18 protein-coding genes, 2 tRNA genes and 2 rRNA genes (1 of these 22 cut by a window edge) are annotated in these 21,481 nt (G+C 64.3%); 4 read left to right on the top strand and 18 right to left on the bottom strand.

All coding sequences use genetic code 11. The features are described from left to right. The 14 genes from S58_RS13915 to S58_RS13850 form a co-directional block, all read right to left on the bottom strand. Positions 1–29, bottom strand: a 23S ribosomal RNA gene (locus tag S58_RS13915) (it extends 2,815 nt beyond the left edge of the window). Between the two features lie 520 nt (positions 30–549). Next, positions 550–625: transfer RNA gene (locus tag S58_RS13910), tRNA-Ala, on the bottom strand. A gap of 141 nt (positions 626–766) precedes the next feature. Further along, positions 767–843 (bottom strand) — tRNA-Ile (locus S58_RS13905). Positions 844–1,104: 261 nt separating this feature from the next. Further along, positions 1,105–2,593: ribosomal RNA gene (locus S58_RS13900) — 16S ribosomal RNA — on the bottom strand. Together the 16S and 23S rRNA genes with 2 tRNA genes alongside form the textbook arrangement of a ribosomal RNA operon. A gap of 577 nt (positions 2,594–3,170) precedes the next feature. Next, positions 3,171–4,910 carry a nitrilase-related carbon-nitrogen hydrolase gene (locus S58_RS13895; RefSeq protein ID WP_015665961.1) on the bottom strand — a complete coding sequence of 580 codons (1,740 nt, stop codon included), beginning with the start codon at positions 4,908–4,910 and terminating at the stop codon, positions 3,171–3,173. An 11-nt stretch (positions 4,911–4,921) separates the two neighbouring features. Next, positions 4,922–5,911 carry an acetamidase/formamidase family protein gene (locus tag S58_RS13890; protein ID WP_015665960.1) on the bottom strand — a complete coding sequence of 330 codons (990 nt, stop codon included), beginning with the start codon at positions 5,909–5,911 and terminating at the stop codon, positions 4,922–4,924. Between the two features lie 39 nt (positions 5,912–5,950). Then, positions 5,951–6,667 (bottom strand): ABC transporter ATP-binding protein, encoded by a 717-nt coding sequence (locus S58_RS13885; RefSeq protein ID WP_015665959.1) that lies wholly within the window; start codon positions 6,665–6,667, stop codon positions 5,951–5,953. Continuing rightward, the gene (locus S58_RS13880; RefSeq protein WP_015665958.1) at positions 6,660–7,376 is read right to left on the bottom strand and encodes an ABC transporter ATP-binding protein; all 717 of its coding nucleotides are present in this window, start codon (positions 7,374–7,376) and stop codon (positions 6,660–6,662) included. Before S58_RS13880 ends, S58_RS13885 begins: the two co-directional genes overlap by 8 nt. Then, complete coding sequence (locus S58_RS13875) at positions 7,376–8,440, bottom strand: branched-chain amino acid ABC transporter permease (protein ID WP_015665957.1); 1,065 nt, start codon at positions 8,438–8,440, stop codon at positions 7,376–7,378. Before S58_RS13875 ends, S58_RS13880 begins: the two co-directional genes overlap by 1 nt. A gap of 11 nt (positions 8,441–8,451) precedes the next feature. Continuing rightward, positions 8,452–9,324 (bottom strand): ABC transporter permease subunit, encoded by an 873-nt coding sequence (locus S58_RS13870; protein WP_015665956.1) that lies wholly within the window; start codon positions 9,322–9,324, stop codon positions 8,452–8,454. A 92-nt stretch (positions 9,325–9,416) separates the two neighbouring features. Continuing rightward, entirely contained in the window at positions 9,417–10,655 is a 1,239-nt protein-coding gene (locus S58_RS13865; RefSeq protein ID WP_015665955.1) for an urea ABC transporter substrate-binding protein, read from the bottom strand. A 9-nt stretch (positions 10,656–10,664) separates the two neighbouring features. Beyond that, entirely contained in the window at positions 10,665–11,330 is a 666-nt protein-coding gene (locus S58_RS13860; RefSeq protein ID WP_015665954.1) for an ANTAR domain-containing response regulator, read from the bottom strand. Next, positions 11,327–12,487 carry a transporter substrate-binding domain-containing protein gene (locus S58_RS13855; protein WP_015665953.1) on the bottom strand — a complete coding sequence of 387 codons (1,161 nt, stop codon included), beginning with the start codon at positions 12,485–12,487 and terminating at the stop codon, positions 11,327–11,329. The genes S58_RS13860 and S58_RS13855 overlap by 4 nt, the downstream gene beginning before the upstream one ends. A gap of 293 nt (positions 12,488–12,780) precedes the next feature. Then, on the bottom strand, positions 12,781–13,008 hold the full coding sequence (locus S58_RS13850; protein WP_042339444.1) for a hypothetical protein: 228 nt from the start codon (positions 13,006–13,008) through the stop codon (positions 12,781–12,783). Positions 13,009–13,279: 271 nt separating this feature from the next. Between S58_RS13850 and S58_RS13845 the strand changes: the two genes are divergently transcribed. Beyond that, positions 13,280–13,699, top strand: coding sequence for an NUDIX hydrolase (locus tag S58_RS13845; RefSeq protein WP_015665951.1), 420 nt, complete (start codon positions 13,280–13,282; stop codon positions 13,697–13,699). Positions 13,700–13,753: 54 nt separating this feature from the next. Here S58_RS13845 and S58_RS13840 read toward each other — a convergent pair whose 3' ends face one another. Beyond that, positions 13,754–13,963 (bottom strand): photosystem reaction center subunit H, encoded by a 210-nt coding sequence (locus S58_RS13840; RefSeq protein WP_042339439.1) that lies wholly within the window; start codon positions 13,961–13,963, stop codon positions 13,754–13,756. Positions 13,964–14,105: 142 nt separating this feature from the next. Further along, positions 14,106–15,770, bottom strand: coding sequence for a tannase/feruloyl esterase family alpha/beta hydrolase (locus S58_RS13835; RefSeq protein ID WP_015665949.1), 1,665 nt, complete (start codon positions 15,768–15,770; stop codon positions 14,106–14,108). 186 nt (positions 15,771–15,956) lie between these two features. Here S58_RS13835 and S58_RS13830 point away from each other — a divergent pair, with 186 nt between their 5' ends. After that, positions 15,957–17,315 carry an LLM class flavin-dependent oxidoreductase gene (locus S58_RS13830; protein WP_015665948.1) on the top strand — a complete coding sequence of 453 codons (1,359 nt, stop codon included), beginning with the start codon at positions 15,957–15,959 and terminating at the stop codon, positions 17,313–17,315. A gap of 19 nt (positions 17,316–17,334) precedes the next feature. Here the strand turns inward: S58_RS13830 and S58_RS13825 are convergent, their stop codons facing one another. Both S58_RS13825 and S58_RS13820 read right to left on the bottom strand, forming a co-directional pair. Next, entirely contained in the window at positions 17,335–17,985 is a 651-nt protein-coding gene (locus S58_RS13825; protein WP_042339435.1) for an aspartate/glutamate racemase family protein, read from the bottom strand. Between the two features lie 240 nt (positions 17,986–18,225). Next, a complete protein-coding gene (locus S58_RS13820; protein ID WP_015665946.1) occupies positions 18,226–18,897 on the bottom strand; it encodes an O-methyltransferase in 672 nt (223 codons plus the stop codon). Positions 18,898–19,003: 106 nt separating this feature from the next. On the opposite strand from S58_RS13820, the gene S58_RS13815 reads away from it, so the two are divergent. Continuing rightward, positions 19,004–19,660 (top strand): TetR family transcriptional regulator, encoded by a 657-nt coding sequence (locus tag S58_RS13815; RefSeq protein ID WP_015665945.1) that lies wholly within the window; start codon positions 19,004–19,006, stop codon positions 19,658–19,660. Positions 19,661–20,485: 825 nt separating this feature from the next. Next, the gene (locus S58_RS13810; protein WP_015665944.1) at positions 20,486–21,442 is read left to right on the top strand and encodes an aliphatic sulfonate ABC transporter substrate-binding protein; all 957 of its coding nucleotides are present in this window, start codon (positions 20,486–20,488) and stop codon (positions 21,440–21,442) included. Positions 21,443–21,481: the final 39 nt, after the last annotated feature.

Here is a 21,481-nt window from a genome sequence, read left to right as displayed (position 1 = left end):
TCCACCGAACACCCTTAAGGCACTTGATTGCTCTCATTATCAATGTCCACACACTCGGCAGAATGTTCACCGCCCTCACCTGCCCCGAAGGACAAGGCGTAGAGCAGCGCGGACACTGATTAGAAAGACCAGCTTGCTTCTTAAGATCGAACCGATAGCCGTGCGGTCAAGCGCAGCTAACAGAGTCATTTACAACAAACGACAAGCTTCACAGCTCGATGTTTGCGCCGAAATGACCCGGAGATAGTGAAGGCGTCGGTGCAAAGTCGACGAGCGGACCGCTTGCGCGGTGGCCCTTCATTGCACGACCCTACTCGGATCGATCTCCTCTTCACGATGTCAGATAACACGCAGTCTTCTGTAATCCCGGTGAGGACCAGAAGATGCGAAATGTTGTCTCGCGGACGAATTGAACACGCTAACGATAGCCCGCCTACGCCCAAGTGGGCTTCGGCGCGGCAGCCTTCGCGCATCCTCGACCTCATTCAGTCGAAATGCACGGGCTCGATCGGCTGGCTTGCCGAGCCGAAGCGCCGCAGGCGCGAAGGCTGGTGGAGCCTGTCGGGATCGAACCGACGACCTCATGCTTGCAAAGCACGCGCTCTCCCAGCTGAGCTAAGGCCCCATACCCGGAAAGACGAATGCAATGAGCTGATCGTCGAGACGATGTTGACCGACGGCTGCCCGTCTTCGCCAAGTGGCTTCGCCGGGCACGCTTCGCTCATTGAAGAGCGAGGCCGCGCCACGCGTAGCCGCAGGCGAAGCGTGGTGGGCCTGGGAAGACTTGAACTTCCGACCTCACGCTTATCAAGCGCGCGCTCTAACCAACTGAGCTACAAGCCCCTAACGCTCGAAGCTCGTCACCACCCTGCCCGCGCAGGTCAAACCCGCAAAGGCCAAGCAGCAACCGCGCAGCCCCAGGCAGCGTGTTCGTCCGCGAAGAAAGAGAAACGAAGACGGCGAAATCCCGCCAATGGAACTCAACCCGATCTGGCGATCGTGTCGGTCCCTGATGTTTCTAAAACAGCTCGATAGCGCGCGATCCGAAGATCGTGGTCCCAAGATCTTGCGACCTTAAAGACCAGGCTGAAGAGCCATCCTTAGAAAGGAGGTGATCCAGCCGCAGGTTCCCCTACGGCTACCTTGTTACGACTTCACCCCAGTCGCTGACCCTACCGTGGTCGGCTGCCTCCATTGCTGGTTAGCGCACCGCCTTCAGGTAAAGCCAACTCCCATGGTGTGACGGGCGGTGTGTACAAGGCCCGGGAACGTATTCACCGTGGCGTGCTGATCCACGATTACTAGCGATTCCAACTTCATGGGCTCGAGTTGCAGAGCCCAATCCGAACTGAGACGGCTTTTTGAGATTTGCGAAGGGTTGCCCCTTAGCTTCCCACTGTCACCGCCATTGTAGCACGTGTGTAGCCCAGCCCGTAAGGGCCATGAGGACTTGACGTCATCCCCACCTTCCTCGCGGCTTATCACCGGCAGTCTCCTTAGAGTGCTCAACTAAATGGTAGCAACTAAGGACGGGGGTTGCGCTCGTTGCGGGACTTAACCCAACATCTCACGACACGAGCTGACGACAGCCATGCAGCACCTGTGTTTCGGGCTCCGAAGAGAAGGTCACATCTCTGCGACCGGTCCCAAACATGTCAAGGGCTGGTAAGGTTCTGCGCGTTGCGTCGAATTAAACCACATGCTCCACCGCTTGTGCGGGCCCCCGTCAATTCCTTTGAGTTTTAATCTTGCGACCGTACTCCCCAGGCGGAATGCTTAAAGCGTTAGCTGCGCCACTGGTGAGTAAACCCACCAACGGCTGGCATTCATCGTTTACGGCGTGGACTACCAGGGTATCTAATCCTGTTTGCTCCCCACGCTTTCGTGCCTCAGCGTCAGTATCGGGCCAGTGAGCCGCCTTCGCCACTGGTGTTCTTGCGAATATCTACGAATTTCACCTCTACACTCGCAGTTCCACTCACCTCTCCCGAACTCAAGATCTTCAGTATCAAAGGCAGTTCTGGAGTTGAGCTCCAGGATTTCACCCCTGACTTAAAGACCCGCCTACGCACCCTTTACGCCCAGTGATTCCGAGCAACGCTAGCCCCCTTCGTATTACCGCGGCTGCTGGCACGAAGTTAGCCGGGGCTTATTCTTGCGGTACCGTCATTATCTTCCCGCACAAAAGAGCTTTACAACCCTAGGGCCTTCATCACTCACGCGGCATGGCTGGATCAGGGTTGCCCCCATTGTCCAATATTCCCCACTGCTGCCTCCCGTAGGAGTTTGGGCCGTGTCTCAGTCCCAATGTGGCTGATCATCCTCTCAGACCAGCTACTGATCGTCGCCTTGGTGGGCCATTACCCCACCAACTAGCTAATCAGACGCGGGCCGATCTTTCGGCGATAAATCTTTCCCCGTAAGGGCTTATCCGGTATTAGCACAAGTTTCCCTGTGTTGTTCCGAACCAAAAGGTACGTTCCCACGCGTTACTCACCCGTCTGCCGCTGACGTATTGCTACGCCCGCTCGACTTGCATGTGTTAAGCCTGCCGCCAGCGTTCGCTCTGAGCCAGGATCAAACTCTCAAGTTGAACTTGAAGCTTAAACCGGCTGATCACAACGTTTGACGAGGTCCCACCAATCAGTACCCACGCTTCACAGCGCAAATACCATGGTGTTACCTTTGAAACATTGTCCGCCGAAGTCTTCTCGTCCGATCCCAGAACCAAAAGCCGAAGCCCTCAATCCCGAGACCCGCAAGGACTCCGCCGTCCACGTTTCTCTTTCTTCATCTTCACTTGTCAAACAGCCCGCACTTGTTAGTTCGCTCGAACTACTTAGTGCATCATCTTCGATCTCTGTTTCGCCGAAGAAGTCCCGATGTCCGGGGCGCTTCACATAGCTGATTTTCAGAGAGCGTCAAGAGCATTTCTTGAAGAAAAACTCAGGAGCCAACCGGAAGAAAAAACAACATCGGTCCCGAAAGTCGGGGGCCTCAGTCATCAGTGATGTCCGGCTGGCGTGGTGGTGAGATAGTGCGATGCCGCATCCCGCGCAAGAACTTTTTGCGACGGCTGTGCAGAATTGTGGATAGCGCTGTCGCACCCCACTCTCCGCCCCGTCACACGCCGTTTCCGTTCCATTTTGGAACGGATCGCGCGCGCATCGTCAGAAGTTGCTCGGTTTCGGTTGCACCAGCGCACGATAGGCGTGCGGCATGCGCATGCAGACCAGATCTTTCCGCCTGACGACGTTGGTCGGGTAGACACTGTCGAGATTGCTGGTGTCGATCTCGACTGTCGCAATCCCCTCTTCGCGATCGATGATCGCCTCGCGGCGCGGAAACGCAAACGTATCCGGACCGAACACGCCGCTGAGCCCGGCATATCCATTCGCGGCATCGCACACATTCGCGAATGCGAAGTAGGCGTTGTTCTCGCCACCGCGAACACGGAAGTGATGCCAATGATGCCGATCGGCGCCGGTCGGGATCGGCGCAGGCTGCATCACCTCCGTCCCCGCATGCGCCGCACTGAAGCTGCCCTTCACGGCAGCAGGACAGACGATCAGATCACAGCCACGCAGTGCGAGCACCCGGCCCGCTTCCGGAAACACGGCGTCGTGCCCGATCAGGATGCCGATCCGTCCCACCGGCGTGTCGACCACGGTCCACGTGTCTCCGGCGCTGGCCCAGTTGCGATCGGCCGTTGTCAGATGCGTCTTGCGATAGGTGGAGATTTTACCGTCCGGGGTAACCAGCACGGCGGAATTATAGATGGTGTTCCCGTCCCGTTCTGCAAGACCGCAGACGAGTGTGATCCCCTGCCCGGCTGCGATCCTGGCGAGCTCGGCCGTGATGCGGCCTGGGATCGGCTCGGCCGCTGCCGCCGGATTGGTCAGCCCTGTTGCCGCAAGCTCCGGGAACACCAGCAGCTCGGCGCCATCGGCCGTGGCCGCGACAGCCAGGGCGGCGATGCGCGCCAGGTTGGCAGCGACGTCAGATGTCGGCGCGAATTGCGCCACGCTGACGCGGGAGCGTTTGCCGACCGGCCAGGGTTCACGACCGTACAGCCCGAAGAAATCGCGCGGGTTCCAGCTGTAGGTATTGGTGAGGAGTTCCGGATACAGCTCAGGCCGGCGCTGCGCGAACACGGGCTCGCCGAGCACGCGCCTCGCCCTCGCGACCGCGAGATCGATGTCTGCAAAAGCAACGCCGTCGCCCTTGTCGATCACAGCCGCGAGTGTGCCGTCGGGCGCGATGACGCAGCTGCCGCCCGAGAACTGCACCGTGCGCTCCAGCCCCCAGCGATTGCTCTCGATCACGTAGCAGGAATTCTCGAACGCGCGGCTGATCCAGTAGGGCGCCGGCGTGCGCTCGGCGAGCCAGTTCGAGATGTGGCAGATGATGTCGGCGCCGCCGAGCGCCATCAGCCGCGCCGTCTCGACGAAATGGATGTCCATGCAGATCAGAAGCGCGATCCGGCCGATCGGCGTCTCGAACACCTGATTGTGCAAATCGCCGGCCGCCGCCCATTTCGGCTCGGAGATGTAGGGATGGGTCTTGCGGTGCCGGCCGATGACGCCGTCGGGCCCGATCAGCACCGCGCTGTTGTAGTAGATGTCGTCGTCATCGACCTCGGGCATGCCGATCACGATGAAGCAGCCATGGCGCTTGGCGAGCGCGGCGAAGCGATGCGTGGTCGAGCCTGGAATCGTCTCGACGAACGGCGCCACCTCCGCGCGATCGTACCAGCAATAGCCGGTCGTCCCCATTTCCGGCGTCACGATCAGCTTCGCGCCCGCTCGCGCGGCCTGCTCGCAGAGCTCGAGCAGGCCGGAAATATTGCGCTCCTTCTCGCCCAAAGTCGGCTCGAACTGGACGGTCGCGACCTTGTATTTCGACAACATCGCTTGCTGCCTCAGACCAGGAACGATTTCTTGATGGAGGCGCCAAGCGTGTATTTCGGATCGACCATGTTGCCGAGGCGGACGCGCCCGGCCTGGGTCAGCAGCATGTAGGCGTCGATCTCCTCAAAGCCGTAGTCCGCCGCCATCCAGCGGCACAGCTCGCGATAGGCGATGCGCGCGGCATCCTCCATCGGCCTGGCAGAGCCGATGGTCATGATGAAGTCCTTCGTCTCCAGTCGCGGCCAGGCGATGGGCCAGCCCTTGATCAGATCGACCTGCACGGTCGTGACCGTCGGATGCTCGATCGCGACGCCGCACAATTCGCCGTCGCCCTGCGCAGCATGGCAGTCGCCGAGATAGAGCAGCGCCCCCTTGGTGTTGACGGGCAGATAGATCACCGCGCCGGTGCCGACATCCGGCAGATCCATGTTGCCGCCATAGTAGTCCGGGACCAGCGAGGAGATCGCCTCGATTTCCGGCGAGGTGCCAATGGTGCCGATGAACGGCTCATAGGGCAACGTGATCTTGTCGTTCCATCTGGTGCCGTCTTCGGCCGTGATTTCGAGCTTTTTCACCCGCTCCGGCAGCGCCGGATTGAGCAATGCGGTGTTCCCCGTTCCGACCAGCCCGCCGAACTCCGGCATGACCACGGTGGTGCCGCGCGGCTGCGGCCCGCGCGGCACGATGCTCTCGATGTAGACCGCGAGCGTGTCGCCCTTCTCGGCACCGTTGACGTAGATCGGGCCGTTCTGCGGATTGAGGAACGGGAAGTTCAGGATCTTCGACGGGCTGTCGGTCTCGTGCTTGATCGCGCCCTCGAACGCGTCATGCGTCTCGGCGGAGACCACCGCGCCGGGGTCGATGGTCAGCACCGGCTCGACATAGGGGCCGTAGACATAGTGATACTTGCCCTGGTCCTTCTCGGTGATGACATGATGCGCCCCGCGCGCACCCTTGGCGATGCCCCTGCGGGCCATGATCGACTCCGACTGCCAGGCCATGCTCGTTCTCCTTGTGCTCGTTGTTGAAGTTTCTTTGCGTCAAACCGCGAGATGCCGGCGCATCTCGGCGGCATCGTCGAGCGCCTCGTGCGTCAGGCTTGCGGTGATGCGGCCCTTGTCCATGACGTAAGCGCGCTGCGCCATGGCGCGGATCATGTCGAGATTCTGCTCGACCAGGATGATGGTGACGCCGGTCCGGCGGTTGAGCTCGACCATGTTGCGGGCGATGTCCTGAACGATGTTTGGCTGAATGCCCTCCGAGGGCTCATCGAGCAAAATCATGTGCGGATCGGCGATCAGCACCCGGCCGATCGCGAGCTGCTGCTGCTGGCCGCCGGACATCGTGCCGGCGCGCTGGCTCCAGCGCTCCCCGAGAATGGGAAATGCGCCGACGACGCGCTGACGCCCCACCTCCGGAATTCCGCCGCCCTTGATCGCCGCACCGACCGCGATGTTTTCGCCGACCGTCAGCCGCGGAAACACGTCGCGGCCCTGCGGCACGTAACCCATTCCGAGCCGGGCGCGCTTATGGGCCGGCAGATGCTCGACCGCCTCACCGCGATAGACGATCGAGCCGGACATCGCCGGCACCAGCCCGATCAGGCTCTTCATCAGGGTCGATTTGCCGACGCCGTTGCGACCGATCACGGCAACGATCTCGCCTTCGCGCACCTCGATCTCCAGGCCCTGCAGCACCGGCTTGCCGCCATAGCCGGCGCGAAGCCCCAGGGTGGTGAGGATGACTTCCTTACGCATGCGCCTGCCCCAGATAGATCGCCGCGACACGCTCGTCCGCCACGATCTCGTCGATCGAGCCTTGCGCGAACACCTGACCGAGATGCAGCACCGTGACGCGCTGCGCGACCTGGCGCACGAACGCCATGTCGTGCTCGATCGCGAGCACGGTCATGCCGGCCGCATTCAGCCGCCGCACCATCTCGCCGGTCATGTGCGTCTCCTCCGGCGACATGCCGGCGGTCGGCTCGTCGAGCAGCAGCAGCCGCGGCTTCAGCGCGATTGCCATGCCGATCTCCAGCCACTGCTTCTGGCCGTGGCTGAGATTGCCGGCCAGTTGCGCCTGCTCGGCTTCGAGATTGAGAAAGGCGAGCAGACGGTCGATCTCGCGTCCGAGCGTGACGCCGTGCAGCCGGCTCTGCAGCGCGATCTCCAGGTTCTGCCGCACCGACAGACCCTTGAACACACCCGGCACCTGGAACTTGACCGACAGCCCGCGGCGGATGCGCGCAAAGGATTTCAACGCGGTGATGTCCTCGCCCGCGAAGCAGATCTGGCCGCTGCCGGGATGATGCTCGCCGAGGATCAGGCGGAACAGAGTGCTCTTGCCGGCGCCGTTCGGACCGATCAGGCAATGGATCTCGCCCTGCTCCAGCACGAGGTTGACGGCGTTGGTGACGTGCAGGCCGCCGAAATGCTTGTTGACGTCACGCAATTGCAGCAGCGCCATCACGCCGCCTCCTGCTTGCGCCGCGTCACCAGCTTCGCGATCCAGTTGATGATCCCGAGCACGAGGCCGTTGGGCGCGATCAGCACGGTGAGCACCAGCAGCACGCCCATGAACACCAGCGCATACTGGCTCCCATAGATCGTCAGCGCCTGGAAGCCGGAGAGCACCACGAGCGTGCCGATCACGGTGGCCGTGAGATCGCTGCGGCCGCCGACCGCGACCCAGATCAGCGGCAGCGAGGCCGCCGTCATGCCCATGCTGGAGGGCGTGATGTATTGCCCCCACACCGTGTAGAGCACGCCGGAAAGCCCCGCGAGCGCAGCTCCGATCACGAAGGTGATCAGCTGATATTTTCTGATGTCGTAGCCGAGCATCTCCGCACGCTCGGGATTTTCCCGGATGGCAACGATGACGTTGCCGAACGCCGAGTTCATCAGCATGCGCAGGGCGAGATAGACCAGCACGAGCATGCCGAGCACGACATAATACAGGCCGATATCGGCAAACAGCGGAATCGGCCCGCCGAACCAGGGGATCGTCAGCGGCGGCATCGCGCTCATGCCGTTGAAGCCGTTCAGCCTGGCAGCGCCGATACGCCATTCGGGGCCCGCGGTCTGCGCCATGAAGCGTTCCAGCATCAGAGTCACCGCGAGCGTGACGATGCCGAGGAACACGCCGCTGATGCGGCCGAAGAACATGAAATAGCCGAGCAGCGCCGCCACCAGCGCGGCCATGGCGACCGCGAGCAGCAGCGCGATGAACGTGAAGCCGTAGGCGGCGCCGAAATTGATGGTGAGAATGCCGTAGCCATAGCCGGCGATGCCGAAGAACGCAGTCTGGCCGAACGACAGTGAGCCGCCATAGCCCCAGATCAGGCTGAGGCTGAGCGCGATGAACACCCACACGAAGAAGTAGACGGTGTTGCCGACGGTGTAGCCGTCGCTGAACAGCGGATAGGCCAGCGCTCCCGCCAGCACGAGCGCGAACAGCGCCCAGAAGCCAGGGCCGCGGCCGAGCGTCTGCGGGCCTTCGAGGCGGCGGAACAATGCGAGAAATCCGGTCACGGCGCCGCTCCTCAGGTCCGCTCGCGCAGCACGAAGCCGGAGATGCCCTTCGGCAGCACCCGGACGACGATGATGACGGCGATCAACAGCCCGATCTGGCCGAACAGCTGGCCCTGCCAGGAGGTCATCCCCGACTTCACGATAGCGAGGATGCCGCCGGCCGGCGCGGTGCCGAGGAATACGTCGGCGCCACCGATCACCACCGTGACGAACGCCTCCATGATGAAGGTCGCGCCCATGGTCGGCACCAAGGTCATGGTCGGCGCGTAGAGCCCGCCGGCGAGACCGGCGAGGCCTGCTCCGCAGGCGAAGGTGAGGCTGTAGATCAGCCGCGTATCCACGCCCAACGCGGCGGCCATATGCGGCACCTGGATTGTCGCTCGCGCGAGCACGCCGAACCGTGTCCAGTTGAACAGCGCATAGAGCGCGCCGAGCACGCCCAGCGCGGCTGCAAACAGCACGATGCGGTAGATCGAATAAGAATAGGCGCCGACCTGGAAGCTGCCGAACGGCGTGCCGACGCCGGCCATCGTCGATCCCACCAGGATCAGCGTTCCCTGCGTGGCGATCAGGCTGAGACCCCAGGTCGCGACGATGGTGTCGAGCGGCCGCTCGTAGAGATGCCGGATGACCAGAAGCTCGACGAGAACACCGACGAAGGCGGAAGCCAGCGTACCGCAGAGGATGCCGAGCGGCAGCGGCAGGCCGGCATGCACCGTCGCTGCCGTGACATAGGCGCCGCACATGATGAACTCGCCATGGGCGAGATTGATCACGCCCATCATGCCGAAGATCACCGCGAGCCCGCAGGCCGACAGCACCAGGAACGCGAACGCGTCGCCGAACTGGTAGAGTGCAGAGAATGCGAGGGTTGCGATGTCCATGTCTTCGATCGATGTGGGGTTCGGATGCGTAAGGCGATGAAGGAGCGAGCTGCCCCGGCGTGAGGGGACGCCGGGACAGCCGCTTCCGCCGATCAGGGCTTCGGCGGCGGATTCGACGGCGTGTACTGCGCCATCGGATCCTTCTTGGTCAGGTCACAGCCGGCGTCGCCCAGCCAATACGGCTTGATGTCTTCCCAGACCTTCGGGAACGAGATCGAATGGTCGGCGCCGACCTTGGCGAGATAGATCGTGTGCGACATGTGCTGGCTCTTGGGGTCGATGCAGACCTTGCCTTCCGGCGCGTCCATGCAGACGTCGCCCATCGCGATCACCTTGCGGATCTCGTCGCGGTTGGTCGACTTCGCCCGCTCCACCATCTGCTTGTAGAGATACAGCGCGAGGTAGGAGTTCTCGGCCTCCTGGTTCACATAGGGCTCGTTCGGGAACTTGGCCTTGAACTTGGCGTAGAACTCCTTGCTCTTCGGGCTGTCGATCTCCTCGATGTAGTTGGTGGTGACGTACATGTCCTTCAGGCTCGGCGGCTTGAAGCGCTTGTGCTCATAGCCCTGGCCGACGTTGACGGACGAGGCCATCGGCAGGTTGACGTTGGCGGACGCCGCCTGCTCGTAATAGGACGCCTGCGCGGTGCCGACCAGGAGCGTCACGACGAAGTCGGGCTTGGCCTTCTGAATGTTCTGGATGCTCTGCGAGAACTGCGACACGCCGAGCGGGATGAACTCCTCGCCGGCCATCTCGCCGCCGTTCTCCTTGACGATCTTGCGCACCCACTCGGCCGAGATCTGGCCGAAATTGTAGTCGGCGGCGAGCGTGTAGACCTTCTTGCCGTAGGTCTGCATCATGTACGGGATGAGCGTCGAGAACTGCTGCTCCGGCACGGCGCCGGTCACCACCATGTGGCCGTCGCAGACGCCGCCTTCATACTGGTTGTTGTAGAATGCGAAGCCGTTGAACTGGTCGACGATCGGCCGGTAGGCCTCGCGCGAGGCCGAGGAGAAGCCGGCGAACACGGCGTCCACCTTGTCCCGCTGCAGCACGCGGCGCATGAACTCCTGGTAACGCGTGTTGTCCGACTGGGTGTCGTAGGTCACGAGCTCCAGCGGCCGGCCCATGATGCCGCCGGCCTTGTTGATCTCCTCGGCGGCCAGCTGGATGGCATGCACCTTGCCGATGGTCGCGGCGGCGAAGTCGCCGGACTGGTCCTCCAGCACGCCGAGCTTGATCGGGTTTTCCGCAGCATAAGCGCCTGACGCGAAGACAAGCGTCCCCGTGAGGGCCGCGGCGCGCAGCCCCCGCAATACAGATCTGGTCATGTGATGCTCCTACATCGCTTGCTTGTTGCCGCCTTGCAGCGTGACGCTGCGCGTGCGGTCCGGCGTATCGGGCGGCCTCGCCCGTCTCTTCAGGAACTCCTCGCAGTAGAGCTCCAGGCTCTGCCGCGCCCGCATGCTGTCGCGGCGAAGCGCGGAATAGGCGTCGTCATCGTTGAGGCCGGTCTCCTGCATCAGAGCCACGACGGCGCGGATCACCGCGCGGCGGCCGCGGCGGCGGCTCTCGAGATCCTGCAGCTTCTCGTACATCTCGGTGCGCAGCAGGAACTGGTTGATGCCGAGGAACAGCGCGGTGTAGACGGCGCCGCCATGTACCGGCTTGCGCAGGAACGAGGTGGCGCCGAGATTGACCAGCGCCTTGAGCCGGCTCGGCGCCTCGACACCAACCAGGCCGATCACCGGCACGGGCGGCAGTTTCGATGCGGGGTTGACCTCGATCGCAACGGCGCCTTCCAGATCGCCGTCGACGAACAGGATGTCGCGCTCCGGCAACAATGTGCCGACATCGATCCGGGCACGGCCGTCGACGATCTCGGGGTACTCGCAGGCGACACCGAGCTTCGCGAGCGTCGTCTCCAAGGTGGTCTCCCACCCTGCCCGCCGTGTGATCACCAGCGCGCGGCCGCCTTTGAAATTCTGCAGCAGTCGGAAGGTCATGACTTCACCATTCGGAGCAGCGGAGGACGCATGGCCGTCGCGAAGCGCGGCGACGACTGCACGAGATAGGGATCCGGCGCGATCGGCTGGCGCGCTTCGAGCAGCAGTTCGAACTGGCCATCGGCGCAGGAGCGGCCGATGCGAGGCGTCAGCCAGGCGTGGAAGGTTTGCGGATCGATACGCACCTCGCCCTGCGGCGCCAGCAGGCGCTGATTGGCGACGGCGCAGCGGACCAGCCTCGACTCGTCGCTGCCGGCCTGCGCCAGCGTCGCGGCGAGCAGCTTCACCGCGATGTAGGACGCCTCCGCATCGGCCGAGACGACCGGACCATTCGGGAAGGCGTTGCTGTAGGCCTGCATGAAGGCCGCATTCTCGGAAGAGCTCAATGAGGAGAAGTACACGCTTGACGACAGGTGTCCGTCGACCGCTTCGGCGCCGATTTCCTGCAGCTCCGGCTCCGACAGCGTGCAGCTCGCGACGGGAATCTCCTTGGCCTGGTCTATTCCGGCGGCGCGACAGGCGGCGCGGAAGGCGCGGAAGAAGGCATAGGCGCTGGTGCCGATCAGATTGTTGAAGACGAAATTCGGGCGCTGGTCGAGAATCGCCGCGATCACCTGGTCGAACTCGGTATCGCCGATCGACAGATAGCGTTCGGACAGCACCACCCCGCCCCGCGCGCTGAGCGCCTCGCGGAAGATGCGGTTGTTCTCCCAGGCCCAGATGTAGTTCGAGCCGACGCAAAAAGCCCGCTTGCCGGTCCGCGACGCCAGAAAATCCACCAGCGGCAGCACATGCTGGTTCGGCGCAGCCCCCGTATAGATGACGTTGTCCGAGCTCTCGAAACCCTCATAGTGCGACGGATACCAGAGCAGCCCATCGAACTTCTCGAAGCAGGGAATGACCTCCTTGCGGCTCGACGAGGTGTAGCAGCCGACCACCTGGCGGATGCCGGAGCTCAACAGCTCCCGCGCCAGTGCGCGATATTGCGCGAGATCGCCGGACGGGTTCACCACGACCGGCTCCAGCGTGATCGGGCCGTCGGCGGCGTTGACCTCGGCAAGCGCGAGCTGCGCGCCGTTCAGCATCGAGCGTGCGACGACGCTGTACGAGCCGGTCGTCGAGAACATCACCCCGATGCGAAACGTCGTCCGTGTCATCCCGCGTCCCAAAACAAAAAAAGCGCCCATCGGCTGTCAAGCCGAGGGCGCCCTCGCCACCAACCAAACACGCTTCGAGCAGCGCGGCGTTGGAAATGGTTTGATCGTCTTGCGTCTCAGGGCTGCCTTGCCCAACGCATGGACATTACGGTCCCTTAGAACGCCTATCCTGTCAAGCGCGTTGTTGCAGCGGCGCGTGCATCAATTCCGTGCCTGCATGCAGCAAAACTAAGCAGGCGCGACATCATCGCCATGCGACGTCGCGTTTCTTTTCATACGCCGCGGCCGCAACCTCAACGTGACCGCGGCGGAGCGCTGCGCGCCGGACCGGTCAGGAAGCGATCGAGCTCGGCGATCGCTTCCGCCTCGCGCGCTCGCCTCAGCTGTCGGGCCTGTTCCATTCCCGGCGGCAGGCGCTTCGCCAGTTCGCGCGCCTCACGCGCCGTCTGGAGCAGTCGCTCGCCCAGCGACATCGTCTGCTTGACGCGGCGTCTTCGTTTCTTCTCGACATCTACTTCCATGCAAGCCTGGACCCGTTTCGTTTTTGACGCACACTCAACCTTAAATAACGATCCTACATGCGCATCCACATATGTGAATCTGCTGCCCGCGACATGCTTCGGCGTTTCAAGCCCCGGCGCGCGCGGCTGCAGGACAGCACGGAAAATAGCCCTGGCTGACAGCGCATCGCGTATCAAATGAGATTCGGACGTTCGCATCGCGACGGGAACGACGCGGAGGAACCAACCGGTCTCATGGCCGGTTTGAAAGCCCACACGAAGGGGGCTCCCCATGAAGTACAAGCAGTTTGCCGCGCTGCCCTTTCGCGTCGAGGCGTCCGAGCTCAGCATCCTCCTGATCACGACGCGGCGAAAGCGGCGGTGGTCGGTGCCGAAGGGATCACCGATGCTGTGCAAGCGGCCGCATCGGGTCGCGGCCATCGAGGCCTATGAGGAGGCCGGATTGCGCGGCAAGATCGGCCGCCAGGCGCTCGGCCGTTTCAAGCACAGCAAGCGCAAGGGCAAGCGCAGGATCCTGTGCGAGGTCGCGCTCTACCCGCTCCAGGTGAAGAAGCAGCACGGGCGATTTCCCGAGCGCGGCCAGCGCAAGCTGATCTGGCTGCCGGCATCTCAGGCTGCGCGGCGCGTGCATCGGGGCAAGCTGCGGCGGCTGATCGAAAGCTTCGCCAGAGTGCACGCCAAGCGGCACTGAGATGTACGGCATCGGCGTGATGAGCCGCACGCCACGCCCTCATCCCGACGCCGCTCAGGATTGCGTGAACTTGATCGTCGACACCGGCCAGCGCCCGTCATGACCGCTGATCGTGATGCGCAGGCCGTGCAGCTCGTCGAGATAGACCTGCTCCACGGTTCCGGCCTTGCCGTCGCTCAAGGCCACGGCCTTCCCGATCAGCTCCGTCTGGGCATGTTCGAACTCGCACAGGATGGTGAAGGCTCGCGTCTTGACGGCAACCATAAGGGAACGGTGTGGGCTGATGGGAGGGGCCGCGACGCTGCGGGACACGCCGGCGCTGGCCGGTAGATCGGCCCTCCAACGTCCCGCGTCAACCGCTCATCAAGCGATCGTGCACGCCGCACCGACCGCGTGCACGAGCCGTTCACCGGCACGCGAAATTCGCGGCATCCTCGAGGTTGCCGCTGCCCTTGTAGGTCTGAACCTTCGGGAACGCGCAGAGGTCCCGCGTGCGGCCCGGCCACGGCACGTCGGGCGCGCGCCGTGCCGTGGCGCGGATCGTCTCCGGCGCCGCCGCCATGCCCTCGACCCATGTGTCGAGCGCGGTCAGCAGGTCGAACTGATCGGTCGCCGGTCCGCCGCCGCAATGGTTCATGCCGGGAACCAGGAACAGCCGCGCGAAGCGGTCGGCGTCGGCATATTTCTTCTTGAGCTGGTCGACATAGTCGATCGTATCCAGCGCCGAGAAGATCGGGTCGGCCGTGCCATGATAGAACAGCATCTTGCCGCCCTTCGCTTTGAAGGTGTCGAGATCGGTAGAGGTCGCCGCCTCATATTCCATGCCGGCGTCGAATCCATCGGCGCCCTTCATCACCTTGGGCACGTCGCGGTCGACATCGAAATTGCGCACCCAGGCGACAAGATCAGTCGGCGTCTCCGGCGGGCTCATGAAATCATAGGGGACGCCGCCGGCGATCAGCGTGAGATTGCGCGCGTTGGGCGGACTCGATTTGGGCGTGCCGAGCTTCCAGGCGCGCCAGCCCGGCGCGGCGAGGCCGGGATCGTAGGGCCAGCGTGCATAGATCAGCCCGCCCATCGCATTGCGGCTGCCGTCGAACATCAGCTTGACGGCCCTGAGCTTGGGCGCCGAGAGGCATTGCGCGCTTTCGCCCTCCTTGCAAGCCAGCACGGCAGGATCGAAACGACAGGCCATCACATCCTGCACCATTCCGTCCTTGGCGCCGTCGGCGCCATCGCACGCGGCAGTGACGCCGTCGGCGACGAGCTTCAGATCATCATCCGTCAACGCGCTGCCGACATCGGCCTTGCCGTCGGCGCCGGGCGGCGCGATCGCCAGCAGCGCCTGCTCCTGCGCGATCACGTCGATGCCGGCGAGCGGTACGCGATAGGCGGGCGCGCCGGCGATGACGCCGTCGAACAGCTCCGGAAAACGCTGCGTCACCGCCATCGCCTGGCGCCCGCCATTGGAGCAGCCCGCAAAATAGGAGCGGCGCGGCGCGGTGCCATAGAGCTTCTCGGCGGCGGCCTTGGCCGCTGCCGCAACCGGCGGAATCGAGCTATAGCCCTTGTCGCGCCGCGCCTGCGGATCGAGGCCGAACAGATACGGCCCGAGCGGCCCCGGCTCTTCGAGATGGCCGGAATCGGTGGAAGCCGCAGCGTAGCCGTTGGACAGCGCATTGGGCGGCGTGGTGCCTGTCAGCAGGCCGAGCGCCGGACGCAGCACGCCATCGACGCCACCGCCACCCTGGAAGACGAACTTGCCATTCCACGTCGCGGGAAGCCGCAGCTCATAGCCGATCGCATAGGGCTTGCCGTCGATGCCGGTGCGCTCGTTGATCTTGCCGCGGATCAGGCAGTGATCCGGCACGGGCGCGGTCACGCCGGCCGGCGCCGGCGGTGCCAGTTGTACGCCACCGGCGGCGACGAACTCCGCCGTCACGACACGGCCGCTGCCGGAGAAGCCTTGCGCCAGCGCGGCGCAGCTCGCCTTGAAATCCTCGGCATGGGCGGATGCCATCGCCGACGCGCTCAACACCAACGCGGCCAGCGCCGTCAACCGGATCTGCATCGATCTCGTCCTCCCGACATCCGGGCGGCTGCCCGTCTCGCGCCGTCGTTGCTTCGCGGCACGCTGGATCCTCTCAGACCATAACCAAGCCTGCGCATGCCGCAAGCGGCCGTGCGCATCGACGCGATTGAAAACCAGCGCCGAAGCGTGCCATCTGCTCGTGCACGAAAGCGTCGAGGGACCACCATGGCTGCGGACATCCGGTTGAATGCGTTTGCGATGAACTGCGTCGGGCACCAGTCGCCCGGCCTGTGGCGGCATCCGCGCGACCGCTCCAGCGACTACAATCGCCTGCCCTATTGGCTCGACCTCGCCAAGACCTTGGAGCGCGGCCGCTTCGACGGCCTGTTTCTCGCCGACGTGCTCGGCGTCTACGACGTCTATGGCGGCAATCCGGACGCGGCGCTGCGCCATGCCATCCAGGTGCCGGTCAACGACCCGATGATGCTGGTCTCGGCGATGGCCGCGGTCACCGAACATCTCGGCTTCGGCGTCACCTGCACGCTGTCCTACGAGCCGCCCTACCCGTTCGCGCGGCGGATGTCGACGCTCGACCATCTCACCGAGGGCCGCATCGGCTGGAACATCGTCACCGGCTATCTCGACAGCGCCGCGCGCGGCATGGGCAAGGAGCGCCAGACCGGCCACGATGACCGCTACGATGTCGCCGACGAATACATGGAGGTGGTTTACAAGCTGTGGGAAGGCAGCTGGGAGGACGACGCCGTCAAGCGCGACCGCGCCAGCGGCATCTTCACCGATCCCACCAAAGTCCACCGCGTCAGCCATCACGGCGAGAACTATCAGCTCGACGCCATCCATCTCAGCGAGCCGTCGCCGCAGCGGACGCCGGTGCTCTATCAGGCGGGCACCTCGCCGCGCGGCCGCGTGTTCGCCGGCCGCCATGCCGAATGCGTGTTCATGTCGGGACCGTCGGCCAAGATCATCGCGCCGCGCGTCGCAGCGATCCGCCAGGCGGCCGTGGAGGCCGGGCGCGACGGCCGTGACATCGTCATCTTCAGCATCGCCACCGTCGTGCTCGGCGAGACCGACGCCGAGGCCGAAGCGAAGTTCGCCGACTACCGCCGCTACATCGACCACGAGGCGTCGCTGACCCTGATGTCGGGCTGGACCGGTGTCGACTTCTCGACCTACGACCTCGACCAGCAGGTCCGCCACGTCCTCAACGATGCCGGCCGCAGCGCCATGGACAACGTCACCCGCGCCGATCCTGACCGGGTCTGGACCGTACGCGAGGTCGCCGAGCATGTCGGCATCGGCGGCATCGGCCCGGTGTTCGTCGGCGGGCCTGCCAAGGTTGCCGACGCCATCGAGAGCTGGATCGAGCAGACCGGCGTCGACGGCCTCAACCTCGCCTTTGCGCTGTCGCCGGAGAGCTTTGCCGATGTCGCCGACATGCTGGTGCCGGAGTTGACGCGACGCGGCCGCTACAAGCAGGCGTATCAGCCGGGGACATTGCGCGAAAAGATGTTCGGCCGCGCCCGGCTCGCCGCGCCGCATCCGGCGGCCAGCTACCGGCCGTAGGCCCGGCGCGCGCCGTGGCTCAGGCGGAAAGCCGCTGCAGCAGTTGCGACATCGCCGCCGCGATCGGCTTGATGATCGGCACGGCGAATTGCGACTGCAGCTGATCGGCGGACTGGGCGAGCGGCCCGCCGCCGATGATGACGGCCTCCGCGCCGTCCTCCGCGGCCGAAGCGCGGGTGGCTTCCGCAAGCGCAGCAGCCAGCCTTGCCGGATCGGCGGCGAGTGCCGTGGGATCGCCCTCGGTCAGCCGCGTCCCGGTGAACTGTGCGGTCAGCCCGAGCCTGTCTGCCAGACCCGCGATGCTCGCGACCAGCGCCGGCGTCACGGTGGCGACGCCGAAGCGGCGTCCGCTTTGCGCGGCCTCGCGCATTGCCGCCTCGCCAATGCCCACCACCGGTAGCGGGCACAGGCTGAGAAGCTCCTCCGCACCGGGATCGCCGAACGCAGCGACGATGATGCCATCGCAGAGATCGCGATGCGCGCGGCCGATCTCGACGACCTCCGCCGCCGACGCCGCGAGCGCCTCGGCATCGACGATCATGGCCGGCGCCCGCGTCGCGGTCGCGCCGAACACCTCCGCCCGGCCGGCACAGCAGGCGGCCGCAATGGACACCATCATCGCGGTAGTTGCGGCGGAGCTGTTCGGATTGATCAGGAGGATGCGAGGCATGCAGGCTCGGTCGCGCATGATGACGGGACTCTCCTCCTGGCCAATCGCCGCCCGCCCGTCAACTCCCCGCCGCTTTCGACCATGTGTGCAGATGAGCGCAGTCGAGGCGCGGTCTCGTAGCCCGCATGAGCCGTCGCGGGCGCCTCTCGGCGCCAGCGGCGGCGATATGCGGGGACAGTCTTCCCGCCGCCGCGCTCTCACGCCGGTGCCGAACCCGCATGTCGCTGGCGCTCATGCGAGCTACGGGAGTCGTCCGATCCGCATCGACAGCTCGACGTCGTCGCCGAACGGCACCGAGAGATAGCCGTTATCAGGCGAACGGACGTAAGCGAGATATTCGGGGCTGTCGTCGGCGTTGTCGGCGACGATGAATGCGCCCGGGCTGAGGCGGCTCTCCAGCAGCGCGAGAACGTCGCGATACAGCGGCTTGGCGCCGTCGAGCAGGACCAGGCCGATTGCGTCGGGCAGATCCGCGTTCAGCGTCTGCAGCGCATCGCCTTCGCGGATCTCGACGAGATCGGCAAGACCGCCCTCCGCCAGATGCTTGCGCGCGCGCGCAATCTTGGACGGCTCGAACTCGGTGGTGATGAGCCGGCCGCCGCCATTGTCGCGCAGCGCTGCAGCTAGGAAGAGCGTCGAGATGCCGAACGACGTGCCGAACTCGATGATGGCGCGCGCCTCGAAGCGGCGCGCCAGCATGTAGAGCAGCACGCCGGTCTCACGCGAGACAGGAAGCGGATAGTCCCTCAATTGCGTGTAGAGCTCGATGTGGCCGGACTTGCTGCGCATCAATTCGCTGGCCCGTTCGGCCATCCCTGCGAATATCGGGTTCGACTCCGGGCGCGCCAGCGCCGCCTCGGCGAGCAGGCGATCCAGCAGTGGTGCCAGCGGTTGGGTGGTCAAGGTGATCATGGGAGTCTCCGGTGCTCATGGGACGTGTCGTTTGGGACGTGTCGTTGCGTCCGAGCCAAAATACGAATAATCATTCGCATTCGCTAATCGCATTTCGGAACACCTGATGGCGCCGCGTCGAAAAGCCCCGATTTCCGCACGAAAACAGCCGCAACAGGCGCGCTCGACCGACCTCGTCGCGGCCATTCTGCAAGCGGCTGTTCAGGTTCTGGAGAAGGAGGGCGCGCAGCGTTTCACCACCGCACGGGTCGCCGAGAAGGCCGGCGTCAGCGTCGGCTCGCTGTATCAGTACTTCCCGAACAAGGCGGCGATCCTGTTCCGGCTGCAGAGCGACGAGTGGCAGCAGACGACGCGCCTCCTGCACGGCATCCTCGAGGACAGACGCCGCCCGCCCTTCGAACGTTTGCGCGCGCTGGTCCACGCCTTCCTGCAATCGGAATGCGACGAGGCCGCGGTGCGCGGCGCGCTGGACGATGCCGCCCCGCTCTATCGCGACGCGCCGGAGGCCATTCAGGCCAAGGCGAGCGGCCGCCGCGCCATGCTGGCGTTCATGCGCGAGGTGCTGCCCGAAGCCGGAGAGACCGAGCGCGCGCGTGCCGCCGAGCTGATCAAGACGACGCTCAGCCAGGTCGGCAAGCACTTCTCGGAAACCCCGCGCAGCCGGGCCGACATCACGGCCTATGCCGACGCGATGGCGGACATGTTTTGTGCGTATCTGGAGAAGGCAGGCACGCTGCGGAAGAGTGCGCGGTCGAGAAGCTAGGCGGTCGGGCTTCGCGTGACACGATCTTTTCATACATCGTCGACAGGTAGGATGCGCACGTTCTGATCCCGCCGGGCGCGCGGCCGCCTGCGCCAAAATCCGAACTTCCCCAGCTTTCTCAAGCTGATTTGCCCTGTCCAGTCCCGTCGCGAAAAATATTTCACTTTCTTTTTTTCAGAATTCATGATTGTATCTCCCCATCCCGCCCGATCGAGGGGCGCTTTCGCGAACGTCACGAAACGTTGGTGTGGGATGCGATGGCCGGTTCTCGTCGCAGCGTGCGTCAAGCGCGCGGACGAACGATGGGAGCCGGACGGCGAAATCGCGTGGTCCTGATACTCCGACGCTAGTATCAAGTTTGCGACGAAGCTCGCTTCGCGCAGATGACGGTGGCCAGAAAGCACGGCGCACCGGGGAGATCGCGTATAAGCCGTAAGCCCATCGCACAGGGAAGGCCGGATATCCGGCTGAGCCTGTGGTTCCTGCCGCCTGCATTTTTTCTGCAGGCGGGCCATGGGTATCGGTCGATACCCGGCCTTCCCTGTGCCCTCTCCTTCCGAAGGGGGACGAAAGGCAAGCATATCTCGGGCGCCCGGCGCGTCGCGAGCCCAGGGGCGGCTGCCCGGTCGAATGCCCCTCCGCACGAAACAGATTTCTCGAGGCCGCCCCGAATGAGGAATTTTCGTCTCCGTCCAAGCTGATCTGCAAAATTGCGCAGGACAACCGATCCTGCGAATGATCCAACCAGAATTGCCTCCATCGGCCTTGGGAGAACTTCGAATGACATCATCCTTCAGCGGCTTCACTCGCCGTTCGCGCCCCTCGATGCTCAGCCGTCGCGGCCTGATGGTGACGGCCGCAGCCCTGCTCGGCGCGCTTGCGGCCTCCCGCGCCGAAGCGGCCGAGACCCTGCGCATCGGCTACCAGAAATCCTCCACTTTGATCGCGCTGCTCAAGACCAACGGCGAGCTGGAAAAGGTGCTCGCGCCATTGGACATCAAGATCTCCTGGCACGAATTCTCCAGCGGCCTGCCGCTCTTGGAAGCGATCAACATCGGCAGCATCGATTTCGGCGCCGATGTCGCCGACACCGTCCCGGTGTTCGCGCAGGCCGCCGGCGCCAAGCTCGCTTATGTCGCCGAGGAGGCGGCCTCGCCGTCCGCGCAGGCGATCCTGGTCGCGACGTCCTCTCCGCTCAAGGCATTGGCCGATCTGAAAGGCAGGAAGATCGCGGTGACCAAGGGCGCCGGTAGCCACTATCTGCTGCTCGCAGCTCTCGCCAAGGCCGGGCTCACCTTCAAGGACATCACGCCGGCCTATCTGCCGCCGGCGGACGGCCGCACCGCCTTCGTCAGCAACAATGTCGAGGCCTGGGTGGCGTGGGATCCCTTCCTTTCCAGCACCATCCGTCAGTCGGGCGCGCGCGTGCTCGCCGACGGCAGCGAGGGGCTCGCCAGCTACAAGCGCTACTACCTCGCTTCGGCCGACTATGCCGCCAAGCATGGCGACGCGCTCAACGTCATCTACAGCAAGCTCGTCGAGACCGGCAGATGGGTGAAGGCCAATCCAGCCGCGGCGGCGAGCCAGCTCGCCGCCCTCTGGGGCATCGATGCCGCCACCGTCGAGGAGGCCAACAGCCACCGCTCCTATCAGGTCGGCGCGGTCACGGCTGCCGGCCTGTCGGAGCAGCAGAAGATCGCCGACGCCTTCCTCGCCGAGCGCGTGCTGCCGGCGAAGCTGGACACATCTGCGTTGGCGATCTGGACTCCGAAGGCGCCGTGAGCCACAGAGAAGCCGAGGATTGTGCTCTGCAACGAAGCC

The sequence above is a fragment of the Bradyrhizobium oligotrophicum S58 genome (assembly GCF_000344805.1).
Classification (GTDB): Bacteria; Pseudomonadota; Alphaproteobacteria; order Rhizobiales; family Xanthobacteraceae; genus Bradyrhizobium; species Bradyrhizobium oligotrophicum.
The sequence above is the reverse complement of the archived record's forward strand: the minus strand, read 5'-3'. Positions and strand labels throughout refer to the sequence as shown.